Genomic DNA, 20400 nt, shown 5'->3' on the forward strand with positions numbered 1-20400 from the left:
TCCGGCGAATTGCAACGTAGGCCCCGTAGCTTCATCCCACAGCGCTATCGCGAGGACATACGAATGAGTACTGCCGCACCCATCCTGCTCACTCCCGGCCCGTTGACCACCTCGGCCCGCACCCGCCAGGCGATGATGGTCGACTGGGGTTCATGGGATGACCGCTTCAACCAATTGACCGCCAGCCTGTGCGAACAACTGCTGGCGATTCTCAACGGCGCCGACAGCCATCACTGCGTACCGTTGCAGGGCAGCGGCACCTTCGCCGTCGAAGCCGCGATCGGCACCCTCGTCCCCCGTGACGGCAAGGTCCTGGTGCTGATCAACGGCGCTTACGGCAAGCGTCTGGCGAAAATCTGCGAAGTGCTGGGCCGCTCGTTCAGCACCTTCGAAACCGCTGAAGACGAACCGACCACCGCCGCCGACGTCGACCGCCTGCTGTGTGCCGACAGCGACATTACCCACGTCGCGCTGATCCACTGCGAAACCAGCACCGGCATCCTCAATCCGCTGCCGGAAATCGCTCAGGTTGTAGAGCAGCACGGCAAACGCTTGATCATTGATGCCATGAGCTCGTTCGGCGCGTTGCCGGTGGACGCGCAAAAAGTCCCGTTCGACGCGCTGATTGCCGCCTCCGGCAAATGCCTGGAAGGCGTACCGGGCATGGGCTTCGTGTTCGCCCGCAAGGAATCTCTGGCCGCAGCCGCCGGCAATTCGCATTCGCTGGCGATGGACCTGTTCGACCAGCACAGCTACATGAAAAAAACCGGCCAGTGGCGCTTCACCCCGCCGACCCACGTGGTCGCGGCGCTGCACGAAGCGCTGCTGCAATACAACGAAGAAGGCGGCCTGCCGGCACGGCATGCGCGTTACGCCGCCAACTGCCAGGCGTTGATGGAAGAGATGGGCAAACTCGGCTTGCGCAGCTTCCTGCCCGCCGCGATCCAGGCGCCGATCATCGCAACCTTCCACGCACCGAAAGATCCGCGCTACCAGTTCAAGGACTTCTACGAACGTGTCAAGGCCAAGGGTTACATCCTCTACCCCGGCAAGCTGACCCAGGTCGAAACCTTCCGCGTCGGCTGCATCGGCCACGTCACCCCGGCGCAGATGCGCGAAGCCGTCGCGGCGGTGAGTGAAGTGCTGCGCGAGATGGAAGTGCTCGACATCTGATTCACCCGGCCCGCTCCCTTATTTGAATTGCCTTGCCCACACAGGATTCTGACCAACATGAACTACAACAACCCAACCCAGCTGCAAGCCGCCATCCTCGACTGGGCCGGCACCGTGGTCGATTTCGGTTCTTTCGCACCGACCCAGATCTTCGTTGAAGCCTTCGCCGAGTTCGACGTCCAGGTGTCCATCGAGGAGGCCCGTGGCCCGATGGGCATGGGCAAGTGGGATCACATCCGCACCCTGTGCGATCAGCCGCAGGTTGCCGAGCGCTATCGCAAGGTGTTCGGCCGCACCCCGACCGACGATGACGTCACCGCGATCTACAACCGCTTCATGCCGCTGCAGATCGAGAAAATCGCCGAACACTCGGCGCTGATTCCCGGTGCGCTGGAGACCATCGCCAACCTGCGCCAGCAAGGGATCAAGATCGGCTCGTGCTCCGGCTATCCGAAGCAAGTGATGGACAAGGTCGTGGCACTGGCCGCCACCAATGGCTACGTCGCCGACCACGTCGTGGCCACCGACGAAGTGCCGAACGGTCGTCCATGGCCGGCGCAGGCGCTGGCCAATGTGATTGCGCTGGGCATCGACGATGTCGCCGCCTGCGTGAAGATCGACGACACCGTGCCGGGCATTCTTGAAGGCCGCCGCGCCGGGATGTGGACCGTGGCGCTGATCTGTTCCGGCAACGCGCTGGGTCTGGATTACGAGGGCTACCGCGCATTGGGCAGCGACGCGCTGGCCAGCGAACGCAAGCGCATTCACGCGCTGTTCGAAGGCTCGCGCCCGCACTACATGATCGACACCATCACCGATCTGCCGGAAGTGATTGCCGACATCAACAAGCGCCTGGCCAACGGCGAGATGCCGCAAAGCAGCTGATTGCACCCATCTCGACAAACAAAAACGCCAGTGTCTGCCCGACACTGGCGTTTTTTCATGGGTGTTTTCAGTCAAATCGCTGACTCAGCTCAGTGAAAGCTTTTTTAGCCTCGGGCAAACGCGCCAAAGGGGATTACAGTTAAGGCATGCCGTCGCAGAACGGCACGCTTGAGCCCTGAACCGTGAGGAACGCCGTATGCCGTGGACAAATTCAGAATCCCGTTACAGCACCGTGTCGATCCTGTTGCACTGGCTGATGCTGGTGCTGTTGGTACTGGTGTACGCCAGCATGGAATTGCGTGGTCTGTTTCCCAAGGGCAGCGGCGGCCGCACGCTGATCCGCGAAGTGCATTACATGCTTGGGCTGACGGTATTCGTGCTGGTCTGGTTTCGCCTGTTCGCCCGCAGCCTGGGCCCGGCGCCGAAAATCTTCCCGGCCTCGCCACCGTGGCAAACCATCCTCGCACGCTTGATGCACTGGGCCTTGTACCTGTTCATGATCAGCATGCCGATCCTCGGCTGGCTGATCACCAGCGCCGAAGGTCATCAGGTGATGTTCTACGGTTTCGATCTGCCTCTTTTGGTGAGTGAAGACAAGGTGTTCGCCAAAGAGGTTGAGCACTGGCATGTGCTGATCAGCACCATCGGCTACTGGCTGATCGGTCTGCATGCGCTGGCGGGGATCTATCACCATTACGTGGTGCGCGATAACACGTTGCTGCGGATGATGCCCAAGCGCAGCCAGGGTTAGCCGTCAAAGCCGCGCCGCCCCTGCAAGCCGCCGGTGTGGACGAAGATCAAGCGTGAACCCCGAGCAAAGCGGCCCGCCTCGACCTGTTGCTTGAGCGCCAGCAAGGCCTTGCCGGTGTACAGCGGCTCGAGGGGAATGCCGCCGGCCTGTTCGGCGTGCGCGATGAATTCAAGCAGTGCCGGATCGACCTTGGCGAAACCGCCACGGCTGGCGTCGATCAGCTCGTAGCCTCCAGCCTTGCCCACAAGCGCCTCGACATTGGCCGCGACGCCGTGATCGTCGGGCACGGCCATTGCGCCGTACACCGCATGTTGTCCTGTCTCGGCCAACACCAATCCCGCGAGCGTGGTGCCCGTGCCGCAGGCCAGCCACCAACCGTGGTAGTCGTCCCAGCCAAGTTTGCCGAGTTGTTCTCTGACCTGATTCTTCAGCGCCGCGCAACCCTGCGCGCCCGGCAATCCGCCGCCACCTTCAGGCACCGGATGCAGCGTCGGATATTGCGCGAGCCACGACTGCCAGAATCCCGGCTCGTGCCGCGCCCGATAACCGCCGTATCCGAGCCAGTTCAGCTGCATGCCGAACTCCTGCAGATCCCTGACCGTCGGCGTGTCCTGCGGATGCCCGCGCAACAGCCCGACCGTCGTGAATCCCAGGCGCTTGCCCGCAGCCGCCAGTGCATGCAGATGATTGGAGTGCGCGCCGCCGAGGCTGATGATGCCTTCGGCACCCGCGCGGTCGGCGGCTTTGAGATGTTCGACGAGTTTGAACCATTTGTTGCCGCTGATCAGCGGATCGATCCGGTCCAGACGCAGGGCCGCCACTTCAATACCGGCGGCGGTGAGCCAGTCCAGATGAAGCGCTTCGAGGGGGGCTTGAGGTAGCCAGTCGGTGGGAGGCAGAAACATGAAGGCCGGCTCTGTGCAAAGAGCCGGCATTCTAGGGTGGATCAGAGCTCGGCGGCCAGACGCGAACCCTGATTGATCGCACGTTTGGCATCCAGCTCGGCCGCCACATCGGCGCCGCCGATCAGGTGCACGTTCTGCCCGGCTTCGACCAGACCGTCGTGCAGCTCGCGCAGCGGATCCTGGCCGGCGCAAATGACGATGTTGTCCACCGGCAGCACTTGCGGTTCGCCGGTTTCGCCGATGCGGATGTGCAGGCCTTCGTCGTCGATCTTCAGGTATTCGACGCTGTTGAGCATCTGCACCTGCTTGTTCTTCAAACCGGTGCGGTGAATCCAGCCGGTGGTCTTGCCCAAGCCGTCGCCGACCTTGGATTTCTTGCGTTGCAGCAGGAACACGTCGCGCGCTGGTGCGTGCGGTGCAGCTTTGATCCCGGCCACGCCACCACGGGCTTCCAGATTCGTGTCGATCCCCCACTCTTTCCAGAACGCAGCGCGATCCTGACTGGTGGCCACGCCTTCATGGACGAGGAATTCCGACACGTCGAAACCGATACCGCCGGCGCCGATCACCGCCACACGCTTGCCCACTGGTTTGCGCTCGAGCAGCACATCCAGATAGCTCAGCACTTTGGCGTTCTCGACACCCGGAATCGCCGGCAGACGCGGCGCAATGCCGGTCGCGAGGATGACTTCGTCGTAACCGCCCTCGACCAGTTTTGCCACATCGACGCGGGTGTTCAGGCACACCTCAACGTTGGTGGTCTGCAACTTGCGTTTGAAGTAACGCAGGGTTTCGTAGAACTCTTCCTTGCCCGGCACACGTTTGGCGACATTGAACTGGCCACCGATCTCGCTGGCCGAATCGAACAAGGTCACCTGATGCCCGCGCTCGGCGGCCACGGTGGCGGCGGACAGACCGGCAGGACCGGCACCGACCACGGCGATTTTCTTGATCTGCTTGACCGGCAGGTAATTAAGTTCCGTCTCGTGGCAGGCACGCGGGTTGACCAGGCAGCTGGTGAGCTTGCCGCCAAAGGTGTGATCGAGGCAGGCCTGGTTGCAGCCGATGCAGGTATTGATTTCGTCGGCGCGACCTTCAGCAGCCTTGTTGACGAAGTCCGGGTCGGCGAGGAATGGCCGCGCCATCGAGACCATGTCGGCATCGCCTTCAGCGAGGATCTGCTCGGCGATTTCCGGGGTGTTGATGCGGTTGGTGGTGATCAGCGGAATATTCACCGAACCGCGCAGCTTGGCCGTGACCTTGCTGAACGCCGCACGCGGCACTTTGGTGGCGATGGTCGGGATCCGCGCTTCGTGCCAGCCGATGCCGGTGTTGATGAGGGTCGCGCCGGCCTGCTCGATGGCTTTGGCCAGGGTGACGATTTCTTCCCAGGTGCTGCCACCTTCCACCAGATCGAGCATCGACAGACGGAAGATGATGATGAAGTTCGGGCCCACCGCTTCACGCACCCGGCGAACGATCTCCACCGGCAGGCGCATGCGGTTTTCGTAGCTGCCGCCCCAACGGTCGGTGCGGTGGTTGGTGTGAGCGGCGAGGAACTGGTTAATGAAATAACCTTCCGAGCCCATGATTTCCACGCCGTCGTACTCGGCGGTCTGGGCCAGTACCGAGCAGGTGACGAAATCGCGGATCTGCTTCTCGATGCCTTCCTCGTCCAGCTCTTTGGGCTTGAACGGGTTGATCGGCGCCTGAATGGCGCTCGGCGCGACCTGTTTCGGACTGTAGGCATAACGGCCGGCGTGGAGGATCTGCATGCAGATCTTGCCGCCCGCCTCGTGCACGGCGCGCGTGACGATGCGGTGTTGGAGCGCTTCTTCCTCGGTGGTCAGCTTGGCCGCGCCGGAATACACACCGCCCTCGTCATTCGGACCGATACCGCCGGTGACCATCAGGCCAACGCCGCCACGGGCACGCTCGGCGAAATACGCCGCCATGCGTTCGAAACCGCCCGGTTTCTCTTCAAGGCCAGTGTGCATCGAGCCCATGAGGGTGCGGTTGCGCAACGTGGTGAATCCCAGGTCCAGCGGGGCCAACAGGTGCGGGTATTGAGTGGCGGTCATCGTTAACTCCACAGCGAGCGATCACGGAAAATGCGGGAGCTCTGCGTCCCCCGTCAGTCATGCTCGACAGATTAGGAGTCGCCTCGCTGTCACTCAATGACCGTAACTGACAAGTTATTGATCCAAATGCGCAGCACCCCTTGGCAAGCCGGGGCTGGCGCCCTACCCTGTCCACACACCCTGCACCCGGTTGTTGTTGGATTTCATGCGCAAACTTCTGTACCTGACTTTTTCCATGGCGCTCATCGCCGCACTCACCTTCTACGCCATGTGGGCGGCTGACCGTCCGGCCGGTCATTACCTGTCGGACCTGCGGATCAAACTCGCGGTCGATCAGGGCACGCCCGCCGACCGTGGCAACCTGCTGGGCATCCAGCCCGAGCTGTTCCCCACCGACTACCAAAGCCCCGAACGCCTGCACCGCAAGCTCGCCGCCTATTTGCAGCAGGCGCAGGATCAGGGGCTATTGAATGAAAAAACCGTGGTCATCCTGCCGGAGCATGTCGGCACCTGGCTGATGATCAGCGGCGAAAAAGACGAGCTGTACCAGGCCGCCACCCTCGCCGAAGCGATGAACTGGCTGGCAGCGAGCAACCCGGTGCAGTTTGCTCGCGCCTGGCTCACCGCCAAGGGCAGCAGCCGTCTGGATGACGCACACCTGCGCATGAAGTCCCGGGACATGGCCAAGGATTATCAGGCGCTGTTCGGTGGTTTGGCCAAGGAGTTTCACGTCACTCTGGTGGCCGGCACGATCGTGTTACCCGAACCGAACATCACCGACGGCCGGCTCAAGGCCGGCAGTGGCGCGCTGTACAACAGCACGGTGGTGTTCGGTCGCGACGGTGCCCCGCTCGGCCAGCCGCAGCGGCAGATGCGTCCGGTCTTCGATCAGGATGACTCCGGCACCCGCGAAGCGTCGCGGATCAATGTGATCGACACCCCGGCCGGACGCCTCGGCGTGTTGATCGGCAACGACAGCTGGTACCCGGACAACTACCGCAAACTCGACGAGCAAGGCGCGCAGCTGATCGCGGTGCCCGCGTTTGTCGTCGGTCATGGGGTGTGGGATCAACCCTGGAAGGGTTACAAAGGCTCGAGCGTGCCGGACTCGGTCAGCCTGAAACCAGGAGCAGTCAGTGTAGGCCAGGCCTGGCACCAACTGACCCTGACCGCGCAACCGCCGGCCAGCAAGGCGCAGGCCGGTATGAGTGTGTTTCTGCGCGGGCAGTTCTGGGACAAGCCGAGCGCCGGGCAAAGCTTCCTCAGCAGCAACGGCCAGCAATTCGCCGACAGCGAAGCCCGTGGCGCGCGCCTGCTGAACCTCTGGTTGTAACCCGTGAAGCCGCAGCCGATGCGTCTCGGGGATCTGTCGGTGGGCTTTGTTCACAGCCTGGCCGATGCCGTACGCAGCCATGACGTCGATCCGCTGCCATTGCTCGAACAGTACGGCCTGGATGCCGCACGGCTGGCCGAAGCCGGGGCGCGTCTGTCGATCCCGCGCTACATGCGCCTGGGGCATGGCGCGATCCAGCTGACCGGCGATCCGGCATTGGGTTTGCGCATGGGCGGACTCAGCCGATTGAGTCAGGCCGGGCTGGCCGGTGTGACCGCCGCGCAGGCCCCGACCGTGCGCGAAGCCGCTCGCTGCCTGACTCGTTTCGAACCGTTGTACGGTTCCAACTATCGCGGCCAGTCGAGTTTCCACGAAGACGCCAGCGGTGCGTGGCTGCGCTTCTATTCGATCAGCCCGTACAACGCTTACAACCGGTTTGTGGTGGATTCGATCATTGCCGGGTGGCTGCATCAGTTGTCCAGCGTCAGCCCCGAACCCTTGCGCGCCGAGCGGATCGAGATCGAGTTCGACAACCCGGATTATCGCGACGCTTATGCGGTGCTTGGCGAATGCCCGATCCAGTTCGGCGCCGAACACAATCAACTGCGCCTGAGCCTCACCAGCCTGGGCCAACGCAATCCGGAGCATTGCCCCAGCACCTGGAAACATTTGCTCGGTCTGTGTGAACGGGAACTCGAGCAATTGACCCGCACCCGCAGCCTGCGCGAACGCATCACGCAATTGCTCGGGCCGTTGCTCAATGGTGGCCGGGAACCCGACCTGGAGGAAGTGGCGGCACGCCTGAAGCTGCCAACCTGGACGTTACGGCGAAAGCTGGCCGAGGAAGGCACGCAGTTTCGCGCGATCCTCAATGACACGCGCCGTGATCTGGCGATGACCTACATCCGCGACACCGAACTGGCATTCGGTGAGATCGCCTACCTGCTGGGCTTTGCCTCGGCAGAAGCTTTCCAGCGCGCCTTCAAGCGCTGGAACGGCCAGACACCGGGCGAGTTTCGCCGCAGTCACCGCAAGACAGGCTGACGCCTCACAGCTCGGTGGCGTCTTCCGCAGGCTCTGGTGAATCCAGCTCAAAGGCCTGGAATTCCAGCAGTTCTTCTTGATAGTCATCCATTGCGTAATCCCCCTGACGCTTGCTTGAAATGGCCTGGAACAAATGACCAGCGCCTCGAGCATAAAGTGCCCGTGTGAAGGAAAAATGAAACGCGTCCTTCATGAAATAAACGTAGCAGGCGGTCAGGGATTTATCGCGGGATATTTTTCGACGGGGCTGGCAGGAAGAAGCTCAAGGGAGACAACAAAACGCCACGCGTCCGACAGGAGCCGGAGGCGTGGCGTGAAGTTTACTGCCCGGAGGCAGGCATGGCCGGAATCGGCTCGGAGGGTGGCGGCATGTCCGTCGGGTTGGCCGGCGGCGTGATGGTTTCCGTCGCGGGCGCAGGCTCGGCAACCGGTGCCGGGGTGATCGGCGCGGCTTCGGCAGGCGGTGCTACCGGCTCGGAACTGACCGGGGCCGCTTCTGCAGGCGCTGGCGCCGGTACCGCAGCGGGCTCGGCGGCCGGCGCTGGGGTCGGTTCAGCCACTGGGGCTGGAGCCAGAGGAGCCGGCGTTGCCTTGGCTTCCGGCACACCCAGGTCAGTCTTGGGCTTTTCGGTGATATGCGCGGCTTTCTTCGCGTCGGCCGGCAGGAACAACTCGACCAGGGTGAAGAAACGCTCGTAGAACTTCTGCGACGACACGGTTTCACTGGCCACTTTCACCATCGAATCGTCAGACGAGCCGATCGGCATCGACACCGAACCCAATACGCCGACACCCAGACTGGCCGAGTTGTTGGTCTTCTTCAGCGCGTAGCGGTCCTGCAAGGCGTTGGCGAACACGGTGGCGTGATGGCCGGCGCTGCCATCATCGGCGCACACCACGTTGAAGCTGATCTCCAGGTGGGTTTCGCCGGTCTGCTGGAAGCTCTTGTGCCCGCTGACCAGTTTCGGGTCATTGCTGGTAATGATGTAGCCCTGGCTGAGTAACGCTCGGCGGGCCGCTTCGCAACTGGCGGTGTCGGTCACCGGGTAATTGCGCGAAAAGGTGCCGGAGTCGTCGAAATTCTCATGCTCGTAGATAGGCTTGTCCTTGGAGCAGCCGGCAGCGGCGGTCAGCAACAACGCCAACCCGATGAAACGCACGGGAATAGAATTCAACATTAAACATCCTGAGGGGAAAACGATCCGGGGCGTATTGTGCAACAGATCGCTGCCCCGCGGCGTATGGATTAGTGTCTTAAAACAGTTACAACTCTACCGGTCATGGGCGACAGGAAAAAGTCGCGCCGATAAATGATCGATGAACACGCGCAATTTGGCGGTTGCATGCCGGCTTGATGGCCACAGGACCCAGAACTGCCCGACGTGCTCCAGATGCTCATCGAGCACGCGCTGCAGGCGACCCTGCTGCTGCGCCTCGAAGATCATGAAGTCCGGCAGACAAGCGATGCCCATGCCCGCCAGCGCTGCATGCCGCACGGCTTCGATCGACGTACTGACCAGGCGTGTCGGCAAGGTCGGCTCGGGAGCGCCCTCTTCGCGATTGAACGGCCAGGACTCCAGTTTGCCGGTGGCGTGAAACGTATGGCGCAGGCAGGCGTGCTCCGCCAGATCGGCCGGGGTCAGCGGTTCGCCGCGCTCGCGCAGGTACGCGGGGCTGGCCACCAACACCATATGAAACTCGCCCAACGGTCGTGCCATCAGTCGCGAATCTCGCGGTTTACCCGTCCGAATCACCGCATCGAAACCTTCTTCAACCACATCGACCATGCGGTCGGTCAGGTCCAGATCCAGTTCGATCTGCGGGTACAACGCCATGAACTCGTTCATGACCGGCATCACCAGGTCATGTACCTGCGGCAGGCTGACCCGCAAATTGCCGTGAGGCGCCGCTGCCGCATCGCACAACTCGAATTCGGCTGCTTCGACCTCAGCAAGAATCTTGCGGCAACGCTCCAGAAACAGCGTGCCTTCGCTGGTCAGCGTGATGCTGCGGGTGGTGCGGTGAAACAAGCGCACATTGAGTCGTGCTTCCAGGCGGGCGATGCTTTTGCCAACCGCCGACGAGGACACGCCCTGCAAGCGGCCGGTCTCAGTAAAACTGCGGGTTTCCGCCACCTGCACGAACACCGAAATACTGCCCAGGCTGTCCATTCATCCCTCCCTGATTCACGACATTCTTGTCCGAGATGTTCGGAACCCTAACCTGTTTTTCCCGAATGTGCAGCGCCCTACCCTATGGCCTTCGTCTCCTTTGGCAAAATGGAAATCCGCCCATGAACGATGCGTCACTCACTTCCCCCACGCTCGCTGGCACAGTCGAGCCCGCGGAACGATTACCGCTGGGTGCATTGCTTGCACTGGCCACCGCCGGGTTCATCACCGTGCTGACCGAGGCAATGCCCGCCGGCCTGCTGCCACAGATGAGCGCGGGGCTTGATGTCTCTCAGGCGCTGATCGGGCAACTGGTCACGCTATACGCCATCGGTTCGATGCTGGCAGCGATTCCTCTCACCATTGCCACCCGAGGCTGGCGCCGACGCCCGCTGCTGCTGTCGGCCATTGGTGGGTTTGCCATTGCCAACAGCATCACTGCACTGTCGGAACTGTACTGGCTGACCCTGATTGCACGCTTGATCGCAGGCGTATTCGCCGGGCTGCTCTGGGCTTTGCTGGCGGGGTACGCGAGCCGGATGGTCGCACCCCACTTGCAAGGCCGGGCCATTACGGTGGCCATGCTCGGCGCGCCGCTTGCGCTGTCGCTGGGCATTCCCGCCGGGACGTTGCTGGGCACGGCAGCCGGCTGGCGTCTGAGCTTCGCGATCATGACCGGGCTGACCGTGCTGCTGGTGATCTGGGTGCGCTGGCAAGTGCCGGATTTCCCCGGGGAACGCGCGGGAAAACGCCTGCCACTGCGTCAGGTGTTTACCTTGCCGGGTGTGCGTTCCGTGCTGTTCGTGACCCTTTCCTACGTCGTCGCGCACAACCTTCTGTACACCTACATCGCGCCATTTCTGGAGCCATCGGGACTTGGCGCTGAAATCGACCGGGTGTTGTTAGTGTTTGGCCTGGCGTCGGTACTGAACCTGTGGATCGTCGGCAGCCTGATTGATCGCTGTCTGCGTCAGCTGGTACTGGCCAGCGCCCTGTTGTTCCTGCTGTCGGCGATCGCACTGGGGCTATGGCGCGAATCGCCGGGCGTGGTCTACACCGCTACCGCCGTCTGGGGCTTGGCATTCGGCGCGATGCCCTCGCTGTTGCAGACGGCCCTGGCGAAAACTGCCAGCGAGGCTGCCGATACCGCGCAATCGATGCTGGTGACCCTGTGGAATGTCGGCATTGCCGGCGGCGGGCTTGCGGGAGGCCTGCTACTGAACAACCCGGGCGTCGGGAGTTACCCGTGGATTGTCGCGGGTCTGTTGCTGTTGACCCTGTATACGACCGTCAATGCCCGGAGCCACGGCTTCCCGAACGCCGGATAGCGCGCATAAAAAAGCCCCGGATTTTCATCCGGGGCTCGGGCCATACGGCTCAGCCAGGCATCAGAAACGCTTGATGTCGGCTTCGGCTTCCAGCTGCTTGCGGTACGCCGCGAAGTCTTGCTGGCCCACACGCGATGCGAGGAAGCGACGGTATTGCGCTTTCTCTTCATCGGTCGGAGCCGCCGCTTCGTTCACGCCGTTCAGGCGCACGACGGTCAGGCTGCCATCCGCCAGCGTCACGCTGGTGAAGGTCGGCTTGTCCTTGGCGGCCGGTTTCGGCATGCGGAACAACGCTTGCAGCACCGCCGGATCAACGCCTTCCTGAGCGCGGTTCGCCGCTTCGGTGACTTTCCAGCTCTGACCGTCCACCGCCTTGTCCAGCGGCGTCTTGCCATCACGCAGACTGGCGATCAGTTGTTCGGCGTGGGTCTTGGCCGCCGCGCTGGCGTGCTCTTTGGTCAACTGGGTGCGAATGGCAGCAGCCACGCTTTCCAGCGGCAATTGAGCAGGCTTGAGGTGCTCCTTGGCGCGCAGCACGATCACGGTTTCCGGATCCAGCTCGATGGCGGTGCTGTTGGCCCCCTCTTCCAGCACTTCGGTGCTGAACGCGGCAGTCACTACAGCACGGTTGGCTGCAACGCCTTCGCCACCTTCACGGCCGAACGGCTTGGAGGTGTGTACGGTCAGTTTCAGGTCTTGCGCTGGCTGGGCCAGGTCGGATGCTTCGAACGAAGAGTCTTCCAGTTGCTTGGTCGCCTCGACGAAACGCTGCTCGACTTGCTGGGTTTTCAGCTCGCGGGTCAGCTTGTCTTTCAGGCTGGCCAGCGTCGGCACTTCAGGCGCCTCGACACCCAGCAGCTTGATCAGATGGAAACCGAAGTCGGTGCGAACCGGCTCGGAAACCTGATCCTTGTTCAGCGAATACAGGGCTTTCTCAAAGGCTGGATCGTAAACGCCAGGACCGGCATAACCGAGGTCACCGCCGTTGTTGGCCGAACCCGGATCCTGCGAGAACTCCTTGGCCAGCGCTTCGAATTTCTCGCCCTTGGCCAGACGCGCCTGGACTTCTTCGATCTTCGCCTTGGCCTGGGCCTCGGTGGTCTTGTCGTTGACTTCGATCAGAATGTGCGCCGCACGACGCTGTTCCGACAGGTTGGCGATCTCTTTCTGATACGCCGCCTGCAGGTCTTCGTCCTTGACGGCGACCTGATCGAAGAACGAAGACTTCTTCAATTCCAGGTAATCGATGACCACTTGATCCGGGGTCATGAACTCCTTGGCGTGCTCGTCGTAGTAAGCCTTGACCTCGTCATCGGTCAGCTTCACGGCCGAAGGGTCAGCCTTGATGTTCAGCGTGGCGAAGTCGCGGGTCTGTTTTTCCAGACGGGCGAAGGCCAGCACCTGAGCGTCGGTCACGAAACCGCTGCCCGCCACACCGGCGCGCAGTTGGCCGATCAGCATTTCCTGAGCCAGCATCTGGCGGAACTGCATGCGGCTGTAGCCCAGTTGACGGATCACCTGATCGAAACGGTCGGAGCTGAACTTGCCGTCGACCTGGAATTCAGGCGTCTGCAGGATCACTTGGTCCAGGGCCGCTTCGGAGAAAGCGAATTTCGATTGTTCTGCGCCTTGCAGCAGCAGCTTGCGATCGATCAGACCCTTGAGGGCCGATTCGCGCAGCATTTTTTCGTCCAGCAAGGAAGCGTCGAAGTCCTTGCCCAGTTGTTGCATCAGCTGACGGCGTTGCATATCCACCGCCTGGCTCAGCTCGTTCTGGCTGATTTCTTCACCGTTGACCTTGGCCGCCTCATTCTTGTGAGTCGTGGCCTGGAAAATGGCGTCGAAACCGGTCAGAGCCATCAGTGCAACGATGACTCCGATAATGGTCTTGGCAATCCAGCCTTGTGAATTGTCCCTGATATTCTGCAGCATGCGTCCCCCAGAAACGGTTGAACTTCAAAATTTGGCAACCGTGGAGCGTGGGTAGAATCCGGATAGAAGAAAGGCGCATCCGAGGATGCGCCTTCTCGTAACTGGCGGAGCGGACAGGGCTCGAACCCTCGATCCCGGTGTGACAGGCAACTGTTTCAACTACCTGCTCTACCGCTCCGCTGCCAAGTCAGGCATGACCCCGACCCGGATGGGTAAAATCCTGAATCAAACTTAGTTGACGGCTTCTTTCAGGGCTTTACCGGCTTTGAAACCTGGCTTTTTGGCTGCCGCGATTTCCAGAGTCTTGCCGGTCTGTGGGTTACGACCGATGCGAGCTGGACGATCAGTCACGGAGAAAGTACCGAAACCAACCAGAACAACGGAGTCGCCGGCCTTGAGAGCGCCAGTGACGGATTCGATTACAGCGTCCAGCGCACGGCCAGCAGCAGCTTTCGGGATATCAGCGGATGCAGCGATAGCATCAATCAGTTCCGACTTGTTCACTCTAAGTCCCCTTATATCTATTTGAGTATGATTCTAAGTTTTTTGGTGAAAGCAAAAACGAGTGCTGAATGGCCTACAGACACTTAAGAGCCGCTTTATAACAAGGGCTCTAAAAAGCTGTCAAGGAAGCCCCCCAGGCAAAAGCGTATTAATGCGTGCTAATTCTTTCCTTAGAGTCAGACTCACGTTTTTCGTCCTTGGCAACTATCTCCGGAGCCACATCCGGCAAGGGCTCCGGCGCGTATTGCAGCGCAATTTGCAGGACCTCGTCAATCCATTTAACCGGTTTGATCTGCAGATCCTGCTTGATATTGTCAGGAATCTCCTTCAGATCACGCACGTTCTCTTCCGGAATAATCACGATCTTGATTCCGCCACGGTGAGCGGCCAGCAGTTTTTCCTTCAGACCACCAATGGCGAGAACTTGACCACGCAGGGTGATCTCGCCGGTCATGGCGACATCGGCACGCACAGGAATACCGGTCAACGCCGACACCAGCGCAGTACACATGCCTACACCAGCGCTCGGGCCGTCTTTTGGCGTCGCGCCTTCCGGCATGTGAATGTGGGTGTCACGCTTCTCGTGAAAGTCCAGGGGAATGCCCAGGCTCTTGGCACGGCTACGCACCACGGTCAGGGCCGCAGTGATCGATTCGACCATTACGTCACCCAGCGAACCGGTCTTGATCAGTTGACCTTTACCCGGCACCACGGCGGCTTCGATGGTCAGCAGTTCGCCGCCCACCTGAGTCCAGGCCAGGCCGGTCACTTGACCGATCTGATCCTGTTGCTCGGCCAGACCGTAGCGGAACTTGCGAACACCGAGGAAATGCTCCAGCAGATCAGCTGTCACTTTTACCGAGAAGCGTTTTTCCAGCGCGTGCTCTTTGACCGCCTTGCGGCAGACCTTGGCAATCTGCCGCTCGAGGCCACGCACACCGGCTTCGCGGGTGTAGTAACGGATGATGTCGCGGATCGCTTCTTCGTCGAATTCCAGCTCGCCCTTCTTCAGGCCGTTGGCTGCAATCTGCTTCGGCGACAGGTACTTGACCGCAATGTTGATCTTCTCGTCTTCGGTGTAGCCCGGCAGACGGATGACTTCCATCCGGTCCAGCAGCGCCGGCGGAATGTTCATCGAGTTCGAGGTGCACAGGAACATCACATCCGAAAGGTCGTAATCGACTTCCAGATAGTGGTCGTTGAAGTTGTGGTTCTGCTCAGGATCGAGCACTTCCAGCAACGCCGACGCCGGGTCGCCACGCATGTCGCTGCCCATTTTGTCGATTTCATCAAGCAGGAACAGCGGGTTGCGCACACCCACTTTTGTCATCTTTTGAATCAATCTTCCTGGCATCGAACCGATGTAAGTCCGACGGTGACCACGGATTTCAGCTTCATCACGCACGCCACCGAGGGCCATGCGCACGAATTTGCGGTTGGTGGCATGGGCGATCGACTCGGCCAGCGAGGTTTTACCCACGCCTGGAGGACCGACCAGGCACAACACCGGGCCACGGATCTTTTTCACGCGTTTCTGCACGGCGAGGTATTCAAGGATGCGTTCCTTGACCTCTTCCAGGCCGTAGTGATCGGCGTCGAGAATGTCTTCGGCACGGGCCAGGTCCAGACGTACCTTGCTCTGAGCCTTCCACGGCACTTGAACCAGCCAGTCGATGTACGAGCGCACCACGGTGGCTTCGGCGGACATCGGCGACATTTGCTTGAGCTTGTTCAGCTCGGCAGTGGCCTTGGCCAGGGCATCTTTCGGCAGACCGGCAGCGTCGATGCGCTTTTTCAGGTCTTCGATTTCGTTGTGGCCTTCGTCGCTGTCGCCGAGTTCTTTCTGAATGGCCTTCATCTGCTCGTTCAGGTAGTACTCGCGCTGACTGCGCTCCATTTGCTTTTTGACGCGGCCACGAATGCGTTTTTCGACTTGCAGCAGGTCAATCTCGGCGTCCAGCAGGGCCAGAACGTGCTCGACCCGGGCCGACAAATCGATGATCTCGAGGATTTCCTGCTTCTGCTCGATCTTCAGCGCCATGTGCGCGGCCATGGTGTCTACCAGGCGGCCAGGCTCGTCGATGCTGTTGAGCGACGACAGGACTTCAGCCGGGACTTTCTTGCCCAGCTGCACATATTGTTCGAACTGCGACAGCAGGCTGCGCACGAACACTTCGGATTCGCGCTCGGCGGCGTCGACTTCGTCGATCAGCGACACTTCAGCACGGCAGTGGCCATCAACTTCGCTGAAGCGCTCGACAGCACCACGCTGCTCGCCCTCGACCAGAACCTTGACGGTGCCGTCCGGCAGCTTCAGCAACTGCAGAACAGTGGCGATAGTACCTACGCGATAGAGAGCTTCTTCACCGGGATCGTCGTCAGCCGGGTTTCTCTGGGCCAGCAGCAGGATCTGCTTGTCGCCCGTCATCGCAGCCTCGAGGGCTTCGATGGATTTCTCGCGCCCCACGAACAGCGGGATAACCATGTGCGGATACACAACGACATCACGCAATGGCAGGAGAGGCAATTCGATGGTGGTCTTCATGATTTCGCCTCTACGGCGGCCATACGGCCGTAATCAGATGGAATTAAACTTGAAACCAAGATGGGGGCTGACTTGAAAAAAAACAAGCGCAAAGCGGATGTAAAAAACGACATAAAAAAAAAGAGGCCCGAAGGCCCCTTCCTTGTTCCGGCAGCCCGGGCGCTTACGCGTCCGGCGCAGCCTTGGCAGCCGGCTCACTGTTTTCATAGATATACAGTGGCTTGGACTTGCCTTCGATCACACTTTCATCGATCACGACTTTGCTCACCTCGGACTGCGAGGGGATTTCATACATCGTGTCGAGCAGTACACCTTCGAGAATCGAACGCAGGCCACGGGCACCGGTTTTACGCTCCAGGGCACGCTTGGCGACCGACTTCAGCGCGTCGGAACGGAACTCCAGATCTACGCCTTCCATCTCGAACAGCTTGGCATACTGTTTGGTCAGGGCATTTTTCGGCTCGGTGAGAATCTGCATCAAAGCAGCCTCATCCAGCTCGTCCAGCGTCGCAAGAACCGGCAGACGACCGACGAACTCCGGGATCAGACCGAACTTGACCAGATCGTCAGGCTCGACTTCACGCAGGGATTCACCGACTTTCTTGCCCTCTTCCTTGCTGCGCACTTCTGCGTTGAAACCGATGCCACCCTTGGTGGAACGGTTCTGAATGACCTTCTCCAAACCGGAGAATGCGCCACCGCAGATGAACAGAATGTTACGGGTATCAACCTGAAGGAATTCCTGCTGCGGATGCTTGCGGCCACCTTGCGGCGGAACGGAAGCGACCGTGCCTTCGATCAGCTTGAGCAAGGCCTGCTGCACGCCTTCACCGGAAACGTCTCGGGTGATCGACGGGTTGTCGGACTTGCGGGAAATCTTGTCGATTTCGTCGATATAGACAATCCCCATCTGGGCTTTCTCTACATCGTAATCGCACTTCTGCAGCAGCTTCTGAATGATGTTCTCGACGTCTTCACCCACATAACCCGCCTCGGTGAGGGTGGTTGCGTCGGCGATGGTGAACGGAACGTTCAGCAAACGGGCCAGGGTTTCGGCCAGCAGGGTTTTACCAGAGCCTGTCGGGCCGATCAGCAGGATGTTGCTCTTGCCGAGTTCGACGTCGTCAGCCTTTTTGTCACGCTGGTTCAGACGCTTGTAGTGGTTGTACACCGCTACTGCCAGAACCTTCTTGGCACGTTCCTGACCAATTACATACTGATCAAGGATGCCGCTGATTTCTTTAGGCGAAGGCAATTTATGCGCGCTGCTTTCGGCCTGTGCTTCCTGCACCTCCTCGCGGATGATGTCATTGCACAGGTCGACGCACTCGTCGCAGATAAAGACCGAGGGGCCGGCAATCAATTTGCGCACTTCATGCTGGCTTTTGCCACAGAAGGAGCAATAGAGCAGCTTGCCGTTGTCCTCGCCGTTGCGGGTGTCAGTCATTCGTTCGATCCAAATCCGATAGGCTTGCAACACAAGATGAAGGCTATTGCGGGCTTTTTCAAGCCCGCCGCTGATCAGACGCGCCGACCAAGCCTATTTTGAGTTGCTTATTTTAAGCTGGGCGCTGGTTGATCACTTCGTCGATCAGACCGTATTCCTTCGCAGCTTCTGCACTCATGAAGTTGTCGCGGTTGGTGTCGCGCTCGATTTCTTCAAGCGTACGGCCGCTGTGCTTGGCCATCAGCGTGTTGAGACGCTCGCGGATGAAGAGGATTTCCTTGGCATGGATTTCGATGTCCGACGCCTGCCCCTGGAAACCGCCCAGCGGCTGGTGAATCATCACGCGCGAGTTCGGCAGGCAGAAACGCTTGCCAGGTGCACCGGCCGTCAGCAGGAACGCGCCCATGCTGCACGCCTGACCGATACAGGTAGTTGATACGTTTGGCTTGATGAACTGCATGGTGTCGTAGATCGACATGCCCGCTGTCACCGAACCGCCCGGGGAGTTGATATAAAGATGGATGTCCTTGTCCGGGTTTTCCGCTTCAAGGAACAGCAATTGCGCGCAAATCAGGTTGGCCATGTAGTCCTCTACAGGACCCACCAGAAAGATCACTCGTTCCTTAAGAAGACGCGAGTAGATGTCATAGGCGCGCTCGCCACGAGCAGATTGCTCGACAACCATCGGGACCAGGCCGCCGGCGGCCTGGATATCAGAGTTCTGCTGAATATAGGAATTACGGAACATGCTCTGCAGTCACTCCCAAATAGTCATGTCTTGAATACGCATAAGCCAGCTCGAAGGCTGGCTTATGGTGTGTGCTTCTAACGCAAAAACAATCAGTCGGCTTTTGGAGCTTCTACCGGCTTGACCGCTTCTTCGTAAGAGACCGATTTGTCGGTCACGCTAGCTTTCTGCAGAACAGTATCCACAACTTGTTCTTCCAGCACAACCGAACGAACTTCGTTCAGTTGCTGCTCGTTCTTGTAGTACCAGGACACGACCTGCTCAGGCTCTTGGTAAGCCGAAGCCATTTCCTGAATCATTTCGCGAACGCGGGCTTCGTCTGGCTTCAGGTCGAACTGCTTGACCACTTCAGCCACGATCAGACCCAGGACAACGCGACGCTTGGCTTGCTCTTCGAACAGCTCGGCCGGCAGTTGGTCAGGCTTGATGTTGCCACCGAACTGCTGAACAGCCTGCACGCGCAGACGGTCAACTTCGTTGGACAGCAGAGCCTTCGGCACTTCGATCGGGTTGGTGGCCAGCAGACCGTCCATTACCTGATTCTTGACCTTGGATTTGATCGCCTGACGCAGTTCACGCTCCATGTTCTTGCGAACTTCGGTGCGGAAACCGTCGATGCCGCTTTCCTTGATGCCGAATTGAGCGAAGAACTCTTCGTTCAGCTCAGGCAGTTTTGGCTCGGAAACGGTGTTTACAGTCACGGTGAACTCGGCGGTTTTGCCAGCCAGGTCCAGGTTCTGATAGTCCTCTGGGAAGGTCAGGTTCAGAACGCGCTCTTCGCCGGCTTTAGCGCCGACCAGGCCTTCTTCGAAGCCTGGGATCATGCGGCCGGAACCCAGCACCAGCTGAGTGCCCTTGGCGGAACCGCCAGCGAATACTTCGCCATCAACCTTGCCAACGAAATCGATATTCAGCTGGTCTTCGTTCTGGGCAGCGCGATCGGCCACTTCGAAACGGGTGTTCTGCTTGCGCAGGATGTCCAGCATCTTGTCCAGATCGGCGTCAGCCACGTCAGCGCTCAGACGCTCGACGGTGATGCCTTCGAAGCCGGCAACGGTGAACTCAGGGAACACTTCGAATACGGCTACGTATTCCAGGTCCTTGCCAGCTTCGAGCGACTTAGGCTCGATCGATGGCGAACCGGCCGGGTTCAGCTTCTGCTCAACCACAGCTTCGTAGAAGGAGGACTGGATCACGTCGCCGATCGCTTCCTGGCGCGCATCAGCACCGAAACGGCGCTTGATTTCGCTCATTGGCACTTTGCCTGGACGGAAGCCAGCAATCTTGGCCTTTTGGGCAGTCTGCTGCAGACGCTTGTTGACCTGAGTCTCGATGCGCTCAGCCGGCACGGTGATGCTCATGCGGCGCTCAAGAGCAGTAGTATTTTCAACAGAAACTTGCATGGATATTCCTCGTTGCACAGACGTTAGCCGGCCGTTTCCGACCCAAGAATCAAGGGCAAGCATTCTAGTAGGTCAAACTCAAGAAGTCACCCTACTGAAAACGGGTAAAAAAACAGCAGGCCATTTGAAGGCGGGGACAAACAGTTGCGC

17 protein-coding genes are annotated in these 20400 nt (G+C 60.0%); 6 read left to right on the plus strand and 11 right to left on the minus strand.

The window, feature by feature from the left end; all coding sequences use genetic code 11:
• Positions 1-63: 63 nt before the first annotated feature.
• From QRN46_RS06470 to QRN46_RS06480, 3 genes are all read left to right on the plus strand, one after another.
• Positions 64-1173, plus strand: a complete 1110-nt coding sequence (locus tag QRN46_RS06470; protein WP_011335026.1) for a 2-aminoethylphosphonate--pyruvate transaminase — start codon at positions 64-66, stop codon at positions 1171-1173.
• A 57-nt stretch (positions 1174-1230) separates the two neighbouring features.
• Positions 1231-2058 (plus strand): phosphonoacetaldehyde hydrolase, encoded by an 828-nt coding sequence (gene phnX, locus QRN46_RS06475; protein ID WP_011335027.1) that lies wholly within the window; start codon positions 1231-1233, stop codon positions 2056-2058.
• A 196-nt stretch (positions 2059-2254) separates the two neighbouring features.
• Positions 2255-2809 carry a cytochrome b gene (locus tag QRN46_RS06480; RefSeq protein WP_011335028.1) on the plus strand — a complete coding sequence of 185 codons (555 nt, stop codon included), beginning with the start codon at positions 2255-2257 and terminating at the stop codon, positions 2807-2809.
• Here QRN46_RS06480 and QRN46_RS06485 read toward each other — a convergent pair.
• Positions 2806-3714: a 1-aminocyclopropane-1-carboxylate deaminase/D-cysteine desulfhydrase gene (locus tag QRN46_RS06485; protein ID WP_041475353.1), complete on the minus strand. Its 909-nt coding sequence runs from the start codon at positions 3712-3714 to the stop codon at positions 2806-2808. The two genes, QRN46_RS06480 and QRN46_RS06485, sit on opposite strands and share 4 nt — an antisense overlap.
• 41 nt (positions 3715-3755) lie before the next feature.
• The gene (locus QRN46_RS06490; RefSeq protein ID WP_285354410.1) at positions 3756-5795 is read right to left on the minus strand and encodes an NADPH-dependent 2,4-dienoyl-CoA reductase; all 2040 of its coding nucleotides are present in this window, start codon (positions 5793-5795) and stop codon (positions 3756-3758) included.
• A 205-nt stretch (positions 5796-6000) separates the two neighbouring features.
• Here QRN46_RS06490 and QRN46_RS06495 point away from each other — a divergent pair, with 205 nt between their 5' ends.
• Entirely contained in the window at positions 6001-7128 is a 1128-nt protein-coding gene (locus QRN46_RS06495) for a nitrilase-related carbon-nitrogen hydrolase (protein WP_064380801.1), read from the plus strand.
• Positions 7129-7131: 3 nt separating this feature from the next.
• Positions 7132-8172, plus strand: a complete 1041-nt coding sequence (locus QRN46_RS06500; RefSeq protein ID WP_041475354.1) for an AraC family transcriptional regulator — start codon at positions 7132-7134, stop codon at positions 8170-8172.
• 4 nt (positions 8173-8176) lie between these two features.
• Here the strand turns inward: QRN46_RS06500 and QRN46_RS06505 are convergent, their stop codons facing one another.
• From QRN46_RS06505 to QRN46_RS06515, 3 genes are all read right to left on the minus strand, one after another.
• Positions 8177-8365, minus strand: a complete 189-nt coding sequence (locus QRN46_RS06505; RefSeq protein ID WP_146615297.1) for a hypothetical protein — start codon at positions 8363-8365, stop codon at positions 8177-8179.
• 127 nt (positions 8366-8492) lie between these two features.
• Positions 8493-9350 (minus strand): DUF2242 domain-containing protein, encoded by an 858-nt coding sequence (locus QRN46_RS06510; RefSeq protein ID WP_285354411.1) that lies wholly within the window; start codon positions 9348-9350, stop codon positions 8493-8495.
• A 93-nt stretch (positions 9351-9443) separates the two neighbouring features.
• On the minus strand, positions 9444-10343 hold the full coding sequence (locus QRN46_RS06515) for a LysR family transcriptional regulator (protein ID WP_011335034.1): 900 nt from the start codon (positions 10341-10343) through the stop codon (positions 9444-9446).
• A 122-nt stretch (positions 10344-10465) separates the two neighbouring features.
• On the opposite strand from QRN46_RS06515, the gene QRN46_RS06520 reads away from it, so the two are divergent.
• Complete coding sequence (locus tag QRN46_RS06520; protein ID WP_285354412.1) at positions 10466-11671, plus strand: MFS transporter; 1206 nt, start codon at positions 10466-10468, stop codon at positions 11669-11671.
• Positions 11672-11731: 60 nt separating this feature from the next.
• Here the strand turns inward: QRN46_RS06520 and QRN46_RS06525 are convergent, their stop codons facing one another.
• From QRN46_RS06525 to tig, 6 genes are all read right to left on the minus strand, one after another.
• Positions 11732-13603: a SurA N-terminal domain-containing protein gene (locus tag QRN46_RS06525; RefSeq protein WP_201820045.1), complete on the minus strand. Its 1872-nt coding sequence runs from the start codon at positions 13601-13603 to the stop codon at positions 11732-11734.
• A 231-nt stretch (positions 13604-13834) separates the two neighbouring features.
• Positions 13835-14107 (minus strand): HU family DNA-binding protein, encoded by a 273-nt coding sequence (locus QRN46_RS06530; protein WP_002552737.1) that lies wholly within the window; start codon positions 14105-14107, stop codon positions 13835-13837.
• A 148-nt stretch (positions 14108-14255) separates the two neighbouring features.
• Positions 14256-16652, minus strand: coding sequence for an endopeptidase La (gene lon, locus QRN46_RS06535; RefSeq protein WP_108562775.1), 2397 nt, complete (start codon positions 16650-16652; stop codon positions 14256-14258).
• Positions 16653-16815: 163 nt separating this feature from the next.
• A complete protein-coding gene (gene clpX / locus QRN46_RS06540; RefSeq protein WP_007951558.1) occupies positions 16816-18099 on the minus strand; it encodes an ATP-dependent Clp protease ATP-binding subunit ClpX in 1284 nt (427 codons plus the stop codon).
• A 112-nt stretch (positions 18100-18211) separates the two neighbouring features.
• Entirely contained in the window at positions 18212-18847 is a 636-nt protein-coding gene (clpP, locus tag QRN46_RS06545) for an ATP-dependent Clp endopeptidase proteolytic subunit ClpP (protein WP_007951559.1), read from the minus strand.
• Between the two features lie 92 nt (positions 18848-18939).
• Positions 18940-20250: a trigger factor gene (gene tig, locus QRN46_RS06550; RefSeq protein WP_011335037.1), complete on the minus strand. Its 1311-nt coding sequence runs from the start codon at positions 20248-20250 to the stop codon at positions 18940-18942.
• Positions 20251-20400: the final 150 nt, after the last annotated feature.

This window comes from Pseudomonas sp. lyk4-R2A-10 (assembly GCF_030209075.1).
In the GTDB taxonomy this organism is placed as follows: domain Bacteria; phylum Pseudomonadota; class Gammaproteobacteria; order Pseudomonadales; family Pseudomonadaceae; genus Aquipseudomonas; species Aquipseudomonas glycinae.

What these genes read in the sequence shown, in the direction of transcription:
- QRN46_RS06525 (WP_201820045.1), bottom strand. Translation starts at nt 13,603, where the DNA reads ATGCTGCAGAATATCAGGGACAATTCACAAGGCTGGATTGCCAAGACC.
- QRN46_RS06485 (WP_041475353.1), bottom strand. Translation starts at nt 3,714, where the DNA reads ATGTTTCTGCCTCCCACCGACTGGCTACCTCAAGCCCCCCTCGAAGCG.
- QRN46_RS06510 (WP_285354411.1), bottom strand. Translation starts at nt 9,350, where the DNA reads ATGTTGAATTCTATTCCCGTGCGTTTCATCGGGTTGGCGTTGTTGCTG.
- QRN46_RS06515 (WP_011335034.1), bottom strand. Translation starts at nt 10,343, where the DNA reads ATGGACAGCCTGGGCAGTATTTCGGTGTTCGTGCAGGTGGCGGAAACC.
- phnX (WP_011335027.1), top strand. Translation starts at nt 1,231, where the DNA reads ATGAACTACAACAACCCAACCCAGCTGCAAGCCGCCATCCTCGACTGG.
- lon (WP_108562775.1), bottom strand. Translation starts at nt 16,652, where the DNA reads ATGAAGACCACCATCGAATTGCCTCTCCTGCCATTGCGTGATGTCGTT.
- QRN46_RS06490 (WP_285354410.1), bottom strand. Translation starts at nt 5,795, where the DNA reads ATGACCGCCACTCAATACCCGCACCTGTTGGCCCCGCTGGACCTGGGA.
- QRN46_RS06505 (WP_146615297.1), bottom strand. Translation starts at nt 8,365, where the DNA reads ATGAAGGACGCGTTTCATTTTTCCTTCACACGGGCACTTTATGCTCGA.
- tig (WP_011335037.1), bottom strand. Translation starts at nt 20,250, where the DNA reads ATGCAAGTTTCTGTTGAAAATACTACTGCTCTTGAGCGCCGCATGAGC.
- QRN46_RS06480 (WP_011335028.1), top strand. Translation starts at nt 2,255, where the DNA reads ATGCCGTGGACAAATTCAGAATCCCGTTACAGCACCGTGTCGATCCTG.
- QRN46_RS06470 (WP_011335026.1), top strand. Translation starts at nt 64, where the DNA reads ATGAGTACTGCCGCACCCATCCTGCTCACTCCCGGCCCGTTGACCACC.
- QRN46_RS06495 (WP_064380801.1), top strand. Translation starts at nt 6,001, where the DNA reads ATGCGCAAACTTCTGTACCTGACTTTTTCCATGGCGCTCATCGCCGCA.
- clpX (WP_007951558.1), bottom strand. Translation starts at nt 18,099, where the DNA reads ATGACTGACACCCGCAACGGCGAGGACAACGGCAAGCTGCTCTATTGC.
- QRN46_RS06520 (WP_285354412.1), top strand. Translation starts at nt 10,466, where the DNA reads ATGAACGATGCGTCACTCACTTCCCCCACGCTCGCTGGCACAGTCGAG.
- clpP (WP_007951559.1), bottom strand. Translation starts at nt 18,847, where the DNA reads ATGTTCCGTAATTCCTATATTCAGCAGAACTCTGATATCCAGGCCGCC.